At 47.2% G+C, this 15041-nt stretch carries 14 protein-coding genes; 9 read left to right on the forward strand and 5 right to left on the reverse strand.

All coding sequences use genetic code 11. The annotated features are described in order from the left end of the window. Positions 1-55 precede the first annotated feature (55 nt). On the forward strand, positions 56-349 hold the full coding sequence (locus JMY03_RS12610) for a LysE family translocator (RefSeq protein ID WP_227675635.1): 294 nt from the start codon (positions 56-58) through the stop codon (positions 347-349). Between the two features lie 133 nt (positions 350-482). Here the strand turns inward: JMY03_RS12610 and acnA are convergent, their stop codons facing one another. Further along, positions 483-3323, reverse strand: coding sequence for an aconitate hydratase AcnA (acnA, locus tag JMY03_RS12615; RefSeq protein WP_201604146.1), 2841 nt, complete (start codon positions 3321-3323; stop codon positions 483-485). A gap of 335 nt (positions 3324-3658) precedes the next feature. Further along, the gene (locus tag JMY03_RS12620; protein ID WP_227675629.1) at positions 3659-4669 is read right to left on the reverse strand and encodes a DUF3025 domain-containing protein; all 1011 of its coding nucleotides are present in this window, start codon (positions 4667-4669) and stop codon (positions 3659-3661) included. A gap of 145 nt (positions 4670-4814) precedes the next feature. On the opposite strand from JMY03_RS12620, the gene JMY03_RS12625 reads away from it, so the two are divergent. Next, positions 4815-5531, forward strand: coding sequence for a metal-dependent hydrolase (locus JMY03_RS12625; protein WP_201604150.1), 717 nt, complete (start codon positions 4815-4817; stop codon positions 5529-5531). 36 nt (positions 5532-5567) lie between these two features. Beyond that, positions 5568-6080, forward strand: coding sequence for a YchJ family protein (locus JMY03_RS12630; RefSeq protein WP_201604152.1), 513 nt, complete (start codon positions 5568-5570; stop codon positions 6078-6080). 4 nt (positions 6081-6084) lie between these two features. Here the strand turns inward: JMY03_RS12630 and JMY03_RS12635 are convergent, their stop codons facing one another. From JMY03_RS12635 to JMY03_RS12645, 3 genes are all read right to left on the reverse strand, one after another. Beyond that, complete coding sequence (locus tag JMY03_RS12635; protein ID WP_201604154.1) at positions 6085-7005, reverse strand: class II glutamine amidotransferase; 921 nt, start codon at positions 7003-7005, stop codon at positions 6085-6087. Beyond that, complete coding sequence (locus JMY03_RS12640; protein WP_025646783.1) at positions 7006-7326, reverse strand: hypothetical protein; 321 nt, start codon at positions 7324-7326, stop codon at positions 7006-7008. A 204-nt stretch (positions 7327-7530) separates the two neighbouring features. Beyond that, positions 7531-8778: a homoserine kinase gene (locus JMY03_RS12645; protein ID WP_201604156.1), complete on the reverse strand. Its 1248-nt coding sequence runs from the start codon at positions 8776-8778 to the stop codon at positions 7531-7533. A gap of 189 nt (positions 8779-8967) precedes the next feature. Here JMY03_RS12645 and hisF point away from each other — a divergent pair, with 189 nt between their 5' ends. The 6 genes from hisF (at position 8968) to glmU (ending at position 14963) form a co-directional block, all read left to right on the forward strand. Then, positions 8968-9750, forward strand: a complete 783-nt coding sequence (gene hisF, locus JMY03_RS12650; RefSeq protein WP_201604158.1) for an imidazole glycerol phosphate synthase subunit HisF — start codon at positions 8968-8970, stop codon at positions 9748-9750. Between the two features lie 395 nt (positions 9751-10145). Then, positions 10146-10676 (forward strand): 6,7-dimethyl-8-ribityllumazine synthase, encoded by a 531-nt coding sequence (gene ribH, locus JMY03_RS12655; RefSeq protein ID WP_025646786.1) that lies wholly within the window; start codon positions 10146-10148, stop codon positions 10674-10676. A 295-nt stretch (positions 10677-10971) separates the two neighbouring features. Then, complete coding sequence (gene nusB / locus JMY03_RS12660; protein WP_201604160.1) at positions 10972-11859, forward strand: transcription antitermination factor NusB; 888 nt, start codon at positions 10972-10974, stop codon at positions 11857-11859. A gap of 2 nt (positions 11860-11861) precedes the next feature. Beyond that, positions 11862-12878, forward strand: a complete 1017-nt coding sequence (gene thiL / locus JMY03_RS12665) for a thiamine-phosphate kinase (RefSeq protein ID WP_201604162.1) — start codon at positions 11862-11864, stop codon at positions 12876-12878. Between the two features lie 3 nt (positions 12879-12881). Further along, a complete protein-coding gene (locus tag JMY03_RS12670; protein WP_201604164.1) occupies positions 12882-13460 on the forward strand; it encodes a phosphatidylglycerophosphatase A family protein in 579 nt (192 codons plus the stop codon). 138 nt (positions 13461-13598) lie between these two features. Then, complete coding sequence (gene glmU, locus JMY03_RS12675; RefSeq protein ID WP_201604166.1) at positions 13599-14963, forward strand: bifunctional UDP-N-acetylglucosamine diphosphorylase/glucosamine-1-phosphate N-acetyltransferase GlmU; 1365 nt, start codon at positions 13599-13601, stop codon at positions 14961-14963. The last annotated feature ends 78 nt before the right edge of the window (positions 14964-15041 follow it).

Below are 15041 nucleotides of genomic sequence, written 5' to 3' on the forward strand. Positions count from 1 at the left end.
GAGGCGTATCAGCGATGTTTGGTATCGAGAACTACGTAGGATTTATAGTAGGCAAATATACAAGCAAGGCGTACTAACCAATACGTTTAATCCAAAAGTCGCTTTGTTTTTCTTAGCTTTTTTCCCGCAGTTTATCGATCCTAGTTATACGTATAGCGCGTTATCATTTCTAATTTTAGGTCTCAGTTTTGCGGTAACGGGTCTGATATGGTGTCTGTGTTTAACGTTTTTGGCAACACGGTTTAGTCAACGCCTGCGAGACAATCCAGCGATTGAGACTGTTTTAAATAAGATCAGCGGCGTGGTGTTTATTGGCTTAGGGGTAAAACTGCTGACTGAGAAGGGCTAATTAGTGGATAGCAAGACCAGCTCCCCTATACCAAAAACCTTTTAAACAGAAAAAAGCCCAATCCCTATTTTACTAGGATTGGGCTTTCGTCATTCTAGAGCCTATTATACGTTACTCTAGAGCTCACTAACCATTACGCAGCGTCTTTACTCTCCGCAGCGAGCTGACGTAGTACATAATGCAATACCCCGCCATGACGCACGTATTCGCGCTCTTTTGGCGTCTGTAAGCCTACGTTTACCTCAAAGGTTTCGTTTGAGCCATCAGCGCGAGTTGCAGTAACTTGAGCGGTTTTGCTCTCGCCATTGTTCAGACCAGTAATGCTTAGCACTTCTGAACCGTCAAGGTTAAAGGTCTCAGCGTTCTCGCCCTCTTTAAAGGTCAATGGCAATACACCCATGCCGACTAGGTTTGAGCGGTGAATACGCTCGAACGAGCTGGTTAACACGGCTTTTACACCCAGCAATATCGTACCCTTTGCAGCCCAGTCACGGCTAGAGCCTGAACCATACTCCGCGCCGCCAAGGACAACGAGTGGACGCTTATCTTCTTTATACTTCATAGCGGCGTCATAGATGGCCATCTCTTTGCCGTCTGCAAGTGTCGCTTTGTCGTCTTTAAAGTAGTAGGTATAGCCGCCTTCCTTACCGCCCATCATCTGGTTTTTGATACGGATATTGGCGAAAGTACCGCGTGCCATAACCGCGTCATTACCACGGCGCGAACCATAGCTGTTGAAGTCCTCTTCCATCACGCCGCGCTCTTGTAAGTATCGACCTGCTGGCGAGTTTGGATCAATATTTCCCGCAGGCGAGATATGGTCGGTGGTGATTGAGTCACCAAACAGACCTAAGATACGCGCGCCTTCGATATCAGGGATACCCTCTGGCTCCATGGTCATACCATCAAAGAACGGTGGATTTTTGATGTACGTTGAGCCTTCATCCCATGGATATAGCTGACTATCGGCTGAGCTAATCGCGTTCCACTCTTTACTACCGTCGAACACTTCACCATAGTTTTTACGGAACATATCAGCATCGATATTATTGGCAATCAGCTCGTTGATCTCATCTGACGTTGGCCAAATGTCTTTTAGATAGACATCGTTGCCGTCTTGATCTTGACCGAGTGGGTGGGTGGTTAAGTCAATATCGACTGTTCCTGCTAAGGCATAAGCGACAACCAATGGCGGCGATGCTAGGTAGCTGGCCTTGACGTGTGAGTGAATACGACCTTCAAAGTTACGGTTACCAGAGAGTACTGCAGCTGCCACTAAATCGTTCTCTTCGATGCCTTTTTCGATCACATCAGGAAGCGGACCTGAATTACCGATACACGTGGTACAACCGTAACCGACCAAATAAAAACCTGTTTTTTCTAGCTCATCCATCAGTTTGGTTTTTTCAAGATAATCCGTCACCACTTTTGAGCCAGGTGCCAATGAGGTCTTAACCCAAGGCTTGGCTTTGAGGCCTTTGGCAGCGGCCTTTTTGGCAACCAATCCAGCACCAATCATAACGGCTGGATTTGAGGTATTGGTACAAGAGGTAATAGCGGCAATCACGACTGAACCATCGCGCAGTTTATGCTCTTTGTCGTCAATATTAACGCTTGAGAACACGTTATTGGCTGGCTGATAGCCTTTGCTATCGTCAGTTTCGGTATCAACGTCGATGTTGGGTTCAGCTGCCAAGTGTTCCGCTTGCTCTTGCTCGCCGCCTTCTTGGTCAAAGCGTACTTTGCCTTCGACTTCTGCCTTGCGGTCCTTGGTCATCTTCTCAAGCGTTTCGCCGAATTTTTCGTGCATATCAGATAAGTTGATACGCTGCTGCGGCAGATTAGGGCCTGCCAGTGCTGGCTGGACAGAGGACAGATCAAGCTCTAGCTTACTTGAGTAAGTCGCCGCTGGTGTATCGGCATCATGCCATAAGCCTTGCGCCTTGGCATATTTTTCGACCAGCTCAATTTGCGCTTCGTCACGGCCTGATAGACGCAGATAATCAATCGCCATTTGATCAATCGGGAAAATACCACAAGTCGCGCCATATTCTGGCGACATATTGGCAATCGTCGCCCGATCCGCTAATGGCATTTGATGCAAGCCTTCACCGTAGAATTCGACAAACTTACCGACCACGCCATGTGCTCGTAGCATCTCGACCACACGCAATACCAAATCCGTCGCGGTGACGCCTTCACTGAGTTTGCCTGTCAGCTCAAAGCCAACCACTTGCGGAATCAGCATCGAGGACGGCTGACCGAGCATCGCCGCTTCAGCTTCGATACCGCCAACGCCCCAACCAAGCACACCGATACCATTAATCATCGTCGTGTGACTGTCGGTACCAAATACCGTATCTGGATACGCCATCAGCTCGCCATCAACATCCGCTGCCATCACGACGCGCGCAAGATACTCAAGGTTGACCTGATGCACGATACCCGTCGCTGGCGGGACAACGACAAAGTTCTCAAAGGCATTTCGGCCCCAATGGAGAAACTCATAACGCTCGTTGTTGCGTTTAAATTCAATTTTTTCGTTCAAATCGAGCGCATCTTCGCGGCCATAAGCATCGACTTGTACTGAGTGGTCAACGACCAGCTCACTAGGAATAAATGGGTTGATTTGCTCAGCACGACCGCCCAGCTCTACTACCGCATCGCGCATCGCTGCTAAATCAACGACTGATGGCACGCCGGTGAAATCTTGCAGCACCACGCGTGCTGGCATGAAAGCAATCTCTTTGGACGCCTCGGCGCCTGCATCCCAGTTGGCAACCGCTTCGATGTGGTTTTTGCCGACTGACTGACCACCGTCTTCGTTACGCAATAGGTTCTCTAGTACGACTTTCATACAGTATGGTAGCGTATTGATATTGTCGTAAGTCTGGGCAAGTTTGGGCAAGCTATAATAGGCATGCTCCTTGCCATCGACCGAAATGGTGTCTTTTACATTAAAAATATCACTCATGGTAGCTTCCTTATCTACAGGGTAGAAATTATTGTTATAACGGTGGCTAATGGATCTGTCTGAGCTATCTTTTTCATACATGACAACATTTGTAATTGGCAAGTAGAAAAATAGATCTGCAGGATTTACTTAAATAATAACATCAGTTTAATTGAGTTTAATAAGGCGCTTGCTCAACAGAATAGGTGTGCGTTCCTTTTGCTGTTAGCAGCAGCGTCCTTTTACCATAACAAATAAGTAGGCGTTTGTTAACGTCTAGGCGTAGGCATATGGTGGCAGAATCGTAACCGAAATAAGCCTTAAGAAAAGGCAGCTGAAAGGTCTATGAGTCACTGCTAACGTCCTTTGGGCCGATGGCGACCGCTACGAAAGACAAAAGCGTCCTCATAAAAGCTGATCTCGCTATTGTCGGACCAAAAATGCGGCACACCTAAAATGGGCAATGGCGCAAGCTGACGCGGAGTGACGCCGCTTTGTGCTAGCAAATCATTCATATACTTACTAAGCTTGTCATCCAAATAACTGATACGCGCAAGCTTTGATAAGGCAAAGAAATCTTGGCTAACGTGAATGACCACGCTATGCGCGCACAACGGCTTACGCGGACAGATCAACTGCTCAAGCAGCGCGTGACCAAAGATATAAACTGCAGCTTTAGCGTCTTTGCTAGGGTTATCCATTTTATCCCAATACTTTCTTGGTTTGACTAGACTGTTTTGCCAATCAAAGTCGATCAAAGCCTCACCAATGCTAGCTTCAGAGGTCACTAAAATTGCACCGTTCTCATCAAACACGGTGATGGTATCGCGCACGCGGCCACGGTTTTTACTACCAGTTGGCTCTTCACTACATTTGGCAATCTCAAGCATGTGATGATAATTGAGCATGGCCTTGGTCTTGGGAAAGGTGAGCCAAATACTGCCGTTAAATAAATCATGTAGGTTATCGCGCGTCGGAATCTTGCCAGTGGTGCCAATGAACTGCTCGTAGCCTTGGCCCTCTAGTAGAGCATCTTGCGGTACAAACTGAAGAGTGTGAGGGTAATTATCAGCGCTAGGTTTAGTCCTGGGTAGCGACTGTCTATCCGCCGCGCCTTGCTGCGTTAGCGCTTGGTTTAATACTTTAGCGATACGAGCTGTTTGCTGATTATCGTTAATATACCTATCAGAATTCACTTGATTGTCAGACGAGCGGCTTAAACTGCTTATCGTTTCACTAAGATAATCAAGCTGACTTAAATGATATAGCCAAGGCGCGTGCCAATCGATATTGGCAAAGCTGGCCTCTAATTGCCGCTCAGTAAGAGCGCTAGCAAAATTGTGATTTGTCGAAGTAGAAGTAGTCATAGTAAGCATCGTCGCAGTAATTATAGAGCCTATAGCAAAGTGGCCTATGCTATCATAGAGCGCTTTTTTGGCGCTAGGCAAACAAAACAGGCTGCATAGCCTACTAAGAGATGATGGATAACGAGATAACGGATAAAGAAGAAACATGGCAAATTTTAATACCCACTTAAACGTCGCATTTATGGCAAGTGGGGTAGCAAGCTTAACCGTGTATAAAGCAGGACTGATCGATGATTCTGGATTTTTGATGTGCGTGATGCTAGGCACAGTCGGCGGTCTGCTACCTGATCTGGACTCGGACAACTCGACGCCGATTAAGCTTGGGTTTAATCTGATCTCGTTCGTCTTTGCCTTTGCTCTGGTTATGCATTGGCGCAGTGAGCTAAGCTTATTATCACTGATGGTTTTGTGGCTGGCAGGCTACGCGTTCATGCGTTATGTGGTGTTCTATATCTTTACCAACTTAACTGTGCATCGCGGCGTCATCCACTCCGTACCCTATATGATGATACTAGGCTTAGGGTTGACATGTTTGAGCTATTACGTGCTACAAGCTTCCTTGAGCGCCAGCTGGTTTTACGGCCTGTTTTTGTTCACTGGGGCGATGGTGCATTTGCTGCTCGATGAGCTGTATAGCGTTAACTTATCAAATATGAAAATGAAGCGCTCATCAGGTACGGCGATGAAGTTTTATCAGCAGAAGGATAAATGGTGGTATCTATTATTGTATGTACTCATTGCGCTACTTATCTATTTTGCGCCGCCTGTAACTGAGTTTTGGCAGCAGTTACGTAATCCTGAGCCTTGGGCCCAACTAAAAGTAGGCATATTGCCTGCAATATTAGAAGATTATTTGCGTTAAACTGAATAAGTAAACGAAACAATAGTAGAGTAAATTATGACGCCATGTCCTTGCCAAGTCTCGCCCGCCCCAAACTCTTTGAGTCAACCTATCGCTTATAGCGACTGCTGTCAACCGTATCATAACGGGCTAAAAAAAGCGGAAACTGCAGAGCGGCTGATGCGCACTCGCTATAGCGCCTTTGTCAAAGTTTTACCCGAGTATATCGTTACCACTACCTTGCCTGCCCAGCAGAGTTTACTTGATGTTGCAGCGATTGAGGACTGGGCGAAACAGACGCCTTGGGCAGAATTAGAGATTATTCAACACACGCCAAAGCTTGGTAAGCGTCACGCGCAAGTTGAGTTTAAGGCGTTTTATACGACAGCGGATGCTCAGCAAGCGGCGCATCATGAGCGCTCTACTTTTGTAAAAATAAAAGATGAGGCTGTTAATGAGACTTGGTTCTTTTTAGATCCAACAGTGGCGATGAGCGTGACACAAAAGCAGCCGTGTATCTGCGGGTCTGGTGAGAAATTTAAGCATTGTTGTGGGGTTTATTTAGCATAATCACCTAAACACTCGCCCCGACTGACCGCGCAATCGCAATCCCTTCCTCAATCGTCAAGAACTTACGCTGACTTGGACTGTCTTTAAATAGTATCTCGCCATCTTGGAAGATTAGGCACTCATTAACCGCGATTTGTTGCCATTTTTCATTTTCGGTCAAAGGTACGGTGACTAATATTGTCACTTTATCAGTATCGGTGGTGACATCGCCAAAGTTAATGGCCAAGTCATCGTCCGCTAGTTTAGCCTCACCAAATGGCGCTTGACGGGTGAGATAAAACAGTAAGCTGCCGGCATAAGCCAATTGCCAACGCCCATTGGATATCAGGCAGTTAAATAGTCCATTAGCGGACAGATAACGGCATTGGGTCGTCAAAAAGTTAAACAGCGTCTTATCATCGGGACGCGATTTAAATGTACTTTTAAGACGGTTAATCAAATAACAAAACGCCATTTCAGAATCGGTCGAGCCGACAGGCTGACAATGCCCGGCGTTACCATTGTCTTGTAGCCGCTGACAGCGCTCGATAAAGGCTTTATTCATCTGACCATTATGCGCAAATACCCACTGCTCGCCCCAGACCTCACGCACGAAGGGATGCGCATTGGCAAGGCAGTTCTGTCCTTGGGTGGCTTTACGAATATGAGCGATGACATTCATGGCCTTGATCGGATAGTTATTGACCAAATCGGCCACTGGCGACAAGTGACTCGGACGGTTGTCATGAAACAGGCGCAAACCGGTTGAGTCATTTGCCGTCTCATCGTTAGCTTTGTCATTATTGCTACATTCACTACGCTCAAAAAAAGCAATGCCAAAGCCATCTTCATGACTGTCGGTCATCCCGCCGCGCTTGCGAAATCCTGCAAAGCTAAAGCCAATATCTGTTGGGGTGTTACAGTTCATTCCTAAAAGCTGACACATTTATCGATTACCACCCTGATTATCTGAATTTGTACTATTTATCGCCGTATCGGTCACTATTCCTAATTCTGCATCGCTCATAGTATTAAGTAACGCCTCGCCGTCGCTATCGTCCTCAACACTGCTTAAGATACGCTGAGCCTGCGCCAAATCGCTTACCTCCACCCAGAGCACTACGCCAGAATTCATCCCAGGAATAGCGCTGAGCGGCTGTAAAGACACGGTGATGCCGTTGTTACGGAGCAAGTTGGCGTGCAGCTCGCCTTGCATATTGGTATCGTAGCGCGCCAGCTTATGCCAATTGTCGACTTGATCGCTCATAGAGTTATCCTTAGCAGGTACTGCGTGAAGGGGTGAAATATTTGGCGGCGTAGAGCTTGCAGCCACGCGTTTATTGATTGCGCGCGTAGGCTTAGCCTTACCTCGCTTGTTTGCGATCAACATTTTTATCACCAGTAATGTCACAATAGCGCTGCCTTTGCCATAAAGATATTTTTATTAGCTGATAAAACGGTACAAACCAACTTAGTAAACCACAAACCCTGATGACCAGTTGATTTGATCCAGCGGATATTCATCGATATGAAAGCCGTTAGGATAGTCTTTAAAGCCTGGCTGCGTGGTTAATTGTGCGATCGCGGCTTTTGCTTGCTCTAAGCTTGTAAATACGCCAATGAGTTTAAAATCTTCGATATCATTATCGCTATTATCATCCTCATAGCGGGTATGCTCTAGCACAAACACCGAATCTTGCGCTTTTTCGACCTGCGCCCAATGATAAGCGGCAAGGCGCTTCATCAGGTCAGGGTTTTTGACCATGATGTTGTCGCCGGTACGCCCCCCAGAACGATTGTAGTAGATGACGTTAAGGCGCAGTAGCCAGAAAATCACTGCCGCTTTGGCAAGCATCACTGGCATGGCCTGCTTTTCATCACCAGTCAGCGCGCGTTTGGACTCGTAGCCTTGCAAAAAAGCGCTCATTTTTTGGCGATCAAAATTGACCGTTTCGCCTTGCTCAGCGTCGCCCCACGTAGTACAAAAGTCATTGATGGTAATGGCGATATCCATCACATAATGCTCGACGCTGACCTCAGTAAAATCAAGCAGCCCCGTTAATGTCTCATTGTCTCTTGCTAAGTTCCATAGCGTATTATCCGCAAACATATCAAGATGGCATAAGCCTTTTGGTAAGTCGGTCAGGGGTAGATTTGAGTAAGCTTGCCAAATATCACGCATGAGCTTGGCTTCATCACTTGGCATAAACTGAATTTCGCGGTCGCGCACCTCACCCCAAGGATATAAAGGTACACCATAATCCTGCGCAGGTTGCAACGCTTGCAGCGTCTCGTGTAGCATCGCTAATGCTGCACCGATCTCATGACACATCGCCGGCGTGGTCTCTTGCGGATGCGCGCCTGCCAGACACGGCACGATAGTGATGGCCTTATCTTCATAACGAATGACATAGCGTTTATCTTCACTATTTTCATTATTACCCATACTGTCTTCAATCAAAGCTAAAGGGGCAGCAACGGGCAGCTCACCGTCTAACTGATTGAGAATAACCGCCATTTTTTCGATATCTTCTGGCGGGCGCTCTTCAAACAAGGTGAAGACGTAAGAGTAATCGCCCTTGGCATCATCGGTAGTCTGAATAAACCAGTTCGAGTTTTTGATGCCTTGGGTAATAGGAATAGCGCGGACAAAGGACACGCCAAAGCTTGCGCAAAAGGCAGCAAATTGATCATCGGTTAACTGGGTATAGACGGACATGATATCTCACTTGTGGCAATAGAATAAAATAAAGAAATAAGGCGAATTTGGCAGGTAATGCCGGTAATTATACGCGGTCTGAGTAAACAGTCACTAAAAGCAGATAAATTTAGCGAAAACCTGCCTGATATGGCAATGATTTTGGTAGACTAGCGCCTTGAATGCATTGATTATAAGGTGAAAGGCCCTATGTTAGCAAAGCGTATCATTCCTTGTTTGGACGTTGATAATGGCCGGGTGGTCAAAGGCGTACAATTCGTCGATATTATCGATGCTGGCGACCCTGTCGAAGTCGCCCGCCGCTATAATGAGCAAGGCGCAGATGAGATTACCTTTTTAGATATTACCGCCACCAGCGATGCGCGTGATACCACTTACCATACGGTTGAGCGCATGGCGGAGAGCGTCTTTGTGCCACTCACCGTAGGCGGCGGCGTACGTAAAATTAGCGATATTCGCAATCTGCTCAATGCTGGCGCTGATAAGGTGGCGATTAATTCAGCCGCGGTTTTTACACCTGAATTCGTCGGTGAAGCTGCGCAGAAATTTGGTAATCAATGTATTGTCGTCGCCATCGATGCCAAGCGCGTTGCCGATATCGACATCAATGGCATAAAAGTGCCACGCTGGGAGATTTTCACTCATGGTGGCCGCAAGCCTACCGGGATCGATGCCGTCGCTTGGGCACGTAAAATGGCAGAGCTTGGCGCAGGCGAGCTATTGGTCACCTCGATGGATGGTGATGGTACCAAAAAAGGCTATGACTTAGCGCTAATGAAGCATATTACCGATCAGGTCAACATTCCGGTTATCGCTTCAGGCGGTGTCGGTAATCTACAGCACTTAGTCGATGGCGTACTTGAAGGCGGCGTCGATGCGGTACTCGCAGCCAGCATCTTTCACTTCGGTGAGTATAGCGTACAAGAGGCCAAGCAATACATGGCAGCGCGCGGGATTGAAATGCGTTTATAATAAGCGCTTAAGTCAACCATGAGCGCAAAAAAATGCTATCATAGTCAACAACTTATTTTAGCCTTTTTCATTATTCAATTATTATTTAACAATTAGGGCGTGTTGAACATTCGCAAATAGGCACTGCTGATCGCTAAAATTGTTCCAGACAAGGCACAAAGCGACGATAATGCAGATGCCTTAGCAAGATTTGTAACGCAGTATGGGGCAATTTTAGCATCAGCCCCAACGATAAAAGCAGGGGACAGGACTCTTTTTTGCCGCTTCATCGTTAAAAATAAGCGCTTAGAATGACTAAACTTATTATTTTTAACATCGAATCGCCTAAAAAATAGTCGCTGTCAGTGCCATGGTCGAATGTTCAACACGCCCTAATAAAATCAAAGGATATTTTTATGTCAAATTTACAGCAGCAGCGCAATGATGTGACGCATATCGATGGTAATTTGCATCAGAATGAAGACGCGCGTATCGGTATCGTCGTCGGTCGTTTTAATGGCTTCGTCGTTGAATCCTTAGTCGATGGCGCGATCGATGCACTTCTACGTCATGGCGTACTTGGTAGCAATATCACTGTTGTTCGCGTCCCTGGTGCTTTTGAGCTGCCTTTGGTTGCCCAGCGCGCCGCAGAGTCGGATCGTTTTGACGCCATTATTGCTTTAGGCGCGATCATCCGTGGCAGCACCCCGCACTTTGATTTTGTGGCGAGCGAGTCTGCTAAAGGCTTAAGCAGCGTTGCAATCGATTATAATATTCCTGTTGCTAATGGCGTACTGACCACCGACAGCATCGAGCAGGCGATTGAGCGCGCTGGCACGAAAGCTGGTAATAAAGGCTCAGAAGCCGCTATGGTGGTGCTGGAGATGCTAGCGGTACTCTCGCAGCTAGACGTTGATGATGACTATGATACTAGTGATGATGCTTAGGTTTAAAAGATAAAGCATTATCATACGGCTCTTTACGTAGAGCTTTTTATGATTAGGTTGACATGACAAAGACTGCCTCGAATGCGGGTTTTAAACGCTCATGCTAAACCAAGAATAACGTTTCAAGTTTTCAATAAGTACTTTTACAAAAACTTTTAATAGGCGCTATGGTCAAAAATCATGGCGCTTAAGCGCCACAACGGACTGGCAAAGTTGCCAATCGACTACTATTTAACATTTTATTGGCTATTTATTCACTTAGTTAAACTTTTTGTTTAAACCTTAGGTATTTTTCATGACTGACCAACTCAAACGCGCTATCCATGAAGCAAAGACGGCAAAAACTACTAGCAATCCTACTGATAAAGCGGGTGCTAGCAGTGAGGAACAAAACTTCGATATGAGTGAGTCGACCTATAAGACGACCCATACTGCCGTACGTAAGGCGCGCCGCTTTGCGATGCAAGGCTTGTATGAGTGGCTAGTGACCGATCGCCGTTTTGAGACCACAGATAAGCTTGGCTGGAAAGACAACGCCCCTCACGATATCGCCGCGCGTACCCGTGCCACGAACGCTATGCACACCGTACACATTGGCTACTATCACGAAATGATGCGCGATATCCCAGAGCAAATCGAAGCGCTGGACGCTTTAATTGAGCAACACCTTGACCGCAAAGTCGAACAGCTCGATACTGTTGAGCACGCGATTTTGTTGATTGGTGCTTATGAGCTGCAAAACCGTCTTGAGATTCCTTATAAAGTGGTGCTTGATGAAGCTATGAAGCTCAATAATCACTTCGGTGCAACTGACGCGCACAAATTGATCAATGCGGTACTCGATAGACTCGCGATTGAATTACGCGCGCTTGAATTTGATGCTGATACTAAAGCCAATAAACGTACTTCGCAAAAAGCTGCCGCTCAGCCGCAAGCCGTGTCGCAAGCGACTACCAATACCGAGTCAGCTACAAGTCCTGCCGATAAGCCTACCGCTTCTAATAAGCTGCGTATCAGCGCTAATAAAACCAACGTTAAGCGCGACCGCCCGAATAAATCCAGTACCGCCACCAAGCAAGCGATTAAAAATGCAGCTGCCGCGCCAGCAACTGCTGATAGCGTCGATGATAGCAACGCAAAAAACACTGATACCGATAATACTGTTACCAATGATAAAGACTAGCCATGACTGAGTTTGAGCTGATTGAGCGTATATTTAGCACTCTGCAAGATGAGCAGCCTTCTGCTGGTATAGAAAAAGCCATCGGTGACGATGCTGCGGTAATGAGTCTGCCAACAGGCGCGCGCTTGGTCAGTTGTATCGATACTTTAGTGCAAGGCCGCCACTTTAGCGCGGATTGGGATGAGGTTAATGAGCTGGCTTTTCAGATTGGCTATAAAGCTGTCGCAGTCAATGTCTCAGATATCGCTGCTATGGGGGCGACGCCGCACAGTATTTTATTAGCCTTAGCGCTACCTGAGCGCTTAGCAAATGAGCAGTGGCTAAGCGGCTTTGCTAAAGGCCTGCATCACGCCTGCCAATTATTTGGCGTAACCTTAATCGGCGGCGATACCACGCGCAATGATACTTTAGTGTTAAGCGTTAACGCGCAAGGGTTATTGGCTGCCAATACGAACGCTGTCTACCGCTCAGGCGCAAAAGCAGGTGACAAGGTCTATGTTTCAGGCACCCTTGGTGATGCCGCTTATGCACTCAATCATCCTGATAGTGAGACGGGGCAACAGTTAGCGCACAGGTTACATATGCCGACACCGCGCATTCAGCTTGGCGCATCGCTTGCAAAGACTGACGCTACATCGATGATAGATATCTCCGATGGCCTGTATCAGGACCTCTCGCATATCTGTCAGCAAAGCGGCGTCACCATGCGTATCGATATAGAAAAGCTGCCGACGAGCCAGCCCTTGTTACAGGTAGATGAAGCTGAGCGCTTATTGTGTCAGTTAACCGGCGGCGATGACTACGAGCTGGCCTTTACGTTGCCTGCTGATGTCGAGCTGCCTGCTAGCCAATTGACTAACACGCAAATCACTTGTATCGGCGAAGTCGCGGCGACCGATTCGGCGCTACAAGAGCCGCGCCCACGGCTGTTATATAATGGACAAGCCGTTACCAAAGAGCATCCCGCTCCTTTTACTACGCTACCCTCATTTACGGGTTATCAACATTTTATAGGTTAGCCCATGACTGACGACCTGCATAAACCTGATATTAGTAAAGCCAATAACTGCCCGCCTCTGCCAGCGGGTGCAAGTACCCTCGATGCTATTGTGTATTGGCTAGGATTAGGTTTAGGCAGCGGCCTGCCGCGCCGCGCACCTGGCACCTGGGGCACGGTTGGTGGACTGATTGTCGCTATTCCTTTATTAAGCTTAGGCTTTACTGCCTTTTTGATTATTACCCTTTTGTCTTGTGTCATTGGCGTCTGGATCTGTGATCGCAGCTCAGAGCTAATGGATGTCCATGATGATCCGCATATCGTTTGGGATGAGTGGGCAGGTATTTGGATTACCTTACTGCCCTTCTCTTATTTAGGCGTCAGTACCACTAGCTTTTGGTCAGATATTAGCCAGCCTATCGCTATCTTTGCGCTCATTATTGCCTTTATTCTGTTTCGCTTCTTTGACATTATCAAGCCGCCGCCGATTGGCTGGGCAGATAAAAAAGTCGCTGGCGGCTTAGGTATTATGCTCGACGACATTATCGCTGGTATCATGGCCGCTGTCGTTTGGCTGATAGTTATGGCGGGTATGCTGCTATAGCTTCGATAGCTTCGATAGCTTCGATATAAGACGAGACTTTTTACAAAGAGTGCAGCCAAATCCATACAAAGCCTATATGATTTTTGTTTGGCTTTAGGCTATAATTTCAATATATTTTGTTACAACTATTGAGCTATTATGACCTATTCTCTTTCTGTGATTATCCTCGCTGCCGGCAAAGGCACGCGTATGCAGTCGGCTAAACCAAAAGTACTGCAAACCCTTGCTGGCAAGCCCTTATTGAGTCATGTATTAGATACTTGTCATCATTTGACAGTGGATGAGACTATCGTCGTCTATGGCTTTGGCGGGGAGCAAGTTCAAGAAGCGATGAGCGCTTATAATTTGGCTTGGGTAGAGCAGACAGAGCAGCTAGGGACGGGGCACGCGGTCAAAGTCGCTTTGGAGAAACTACCACAAACTGGTCAAAGCCTAATCTTATATGGCGATGTGCCCCTAGTAAGTCGTCAGACATTAAGTGCACTGCAATCCGCTAATACTGATGGTATGTCGATGTTGACACTAACCGTTGATAATCCGTTTGGCCTTGGCCGAATCAAGCGCGACGCGAATGGCAATATCGAAGCCATCGTCGAACAAAAAGATGCCAGTGACGCAGAGCAGCAAATCACTGAGATCAATAGCGGTATTTATTGTGTCGATAATGCCCTACTGCATAAATACCTGCCCAAGTTGTCAAATGACAATGCGCAAAATGAGTATTATTTAACCGATATTGTCAAAATGGCAGTCGCTGATGGTATCGCTATTGCTGCTATCGAGCCCGAGCATGCCTTTGAGATCGAAGGCGTCAATAACCGTCAGCAGCTCGCAAGCTTAGAGCGCTCATGGCAAAATAAGCTGGTGCACGATCTGCAAGTCGCGGGCGTGCAGTTTGCTGATCCTACTCGTGTCGATATTCGTGGTAGCCTTAGCGCGGGGCAAGATGTGTTTGTCGATGTCAATGTGGTATTCGAAGGCGACTGCGTACTCGGTGATAACGTCTACATCGAAGCGGGCAATGTGATCAAAAACTCACAAATTGGTAATGCTTGCTATATCAAGCCAAACTGCGTCATCGATCATGCCAAGATTGGCGCTGGTGTCGATGTCGGGCCTTTTGCGCATTTGCGTCCTGAAAGCGTACTAGCAGACCAGAGCAAAGTCGGTAATTTCGTTGAGATTAAGAAATCCGTCGTCGGCCAAGGCAGTAAGGTCAATCATCTAAGCTATATCGGTGATACCACTATCGGCACGGACGTCAATGTCGGTGCAGGTACCATCACTTGTAACTATGACGGCGTTAACAAGTCGCAGACTATCATCGAAGATAATGCCTTTATCGGCTCCAACTCAAGCTTAGTAGCACCCGTGACCATCGGTGATACCGCAACAGTAGCAGCAGGTTCAGTCATCACAAAAGATGTCGATGCCAATGCACTAGCACTCGGCCGCGGCCGCCAAGTACAAAAGGACAATTTCCAACGTCCGACCAAAAAATAGTAGTCGCTCAGTAGTTGGCTTGCTACACACTGCAGTCAGAAATAAGCAGCGCGACAACACTAGTGGTGCTGCTTACTG

It is taken from the genome of Psychrobacter submarinus, from assembly GCF_904846685.1.
GTDB classification, from domain to species: domain Bacteria; phylum Pseudomonadota; class Gammaproteobacteria; order Pseudomonadales; family Moraxellaceae; genus Psychrobacter; species Psychrobacter submarinus.

What these genes read in the sequence shown, in the direction of transcription:
- acnA (WP_201604146.1), bottom strand. Translation starts at nt 3,323, where the DNA reads ATGAGTGATATTTTTAATGTAAAAGACACCATTTCGGTCGATGGCAAG.
- JMY03_RS12620 (WP_227675629.1), bottom strand. Translation starts at nt 4,669, where the DNA reads ATGACTACTTCTACTTCGACAAATCACAATTTTGCTAGCGCTCTTACT.
- JMY03_RS12625 (WP_201604150.1), top strand. Translation starts at nt 4,815, where the DNA reads ATGGCAAATTTTAATACCCACTTAAACGTCGCATTTATGGCAAGTGGG.
- JMY03_RS12630 (WP_201604152.1), top strand. Translation starts at nt 5,568, where the DNA reads ATGACGCCATGTCCTTGCCAAGTCTCGCCCGCCCCAAACTCTTTGAGT.
- JMY03_RS12635 (WP_201604154.1), bottom strand. Translation starts at nt 7,005, where the DNA reads ATGTGTCAGCTTTTAGGAATGAACTGTAACACCCCAACAGATATTGGC.
- JMY03_RS12640 (WP_025646783.1), bottom strand. Translation starts at nt 7,326, where the DNA reads ATGAGCGATCAAGTCGACAATTGGCATAAGCTGGCGCGCTACGATACC.
- JMY03_RS12645 (WP_201604156.1), bottom strand. Translation starts at nt 8,778, where the DNA reads ATGTCCGTCTATACCCAGTTAACCGATGATCAATTTGCTGCCTTTTGC.
- hisF (WP_201604158.1), top strand. Translation starts at nt 8,968, where the DNA reads ATGTTAGCAAAGCGTATCATTCCTTGTTTGGACGTTGATAATGGCCGG.
- ribH (WP_025646786.1), top strand. Translation starts at nt 10,146, where the DNA reads ATGTCAAATTTACAGCAGCAGCGCAATGATGTGACGCATATCGATGGT.
- nusB (WP_201604160.1), top strand. Translation starts at nt 10,972, where the DNA reads ATGACTGACCAACTCAAACGCGCTATCCATGAAGCAAAGACGGCAAAA.
- thiL (WP_201604162.1), top strand. Translation starts at nt 11,862, where the DNA reads ATGACTGAGTTTGAGCTGATTGAGCGTATATTTAGCACTCTGCAAGAT.
- JMY03_RS12670 (WP_201604164.1), top strand. Translation starts at nt 12,882, where the DNA reads ATGACTGACGACCTGCATAAACCTGATATTAGTAAAGCCAATAACTGC.
- glmU (WP_201604166.1), top strand. Translation starts at nt 13,599, where the DNA reads ATGACCTATTCTCTTTCTGTGATTATCCTCGCTGCCGGCAAAGGCACG.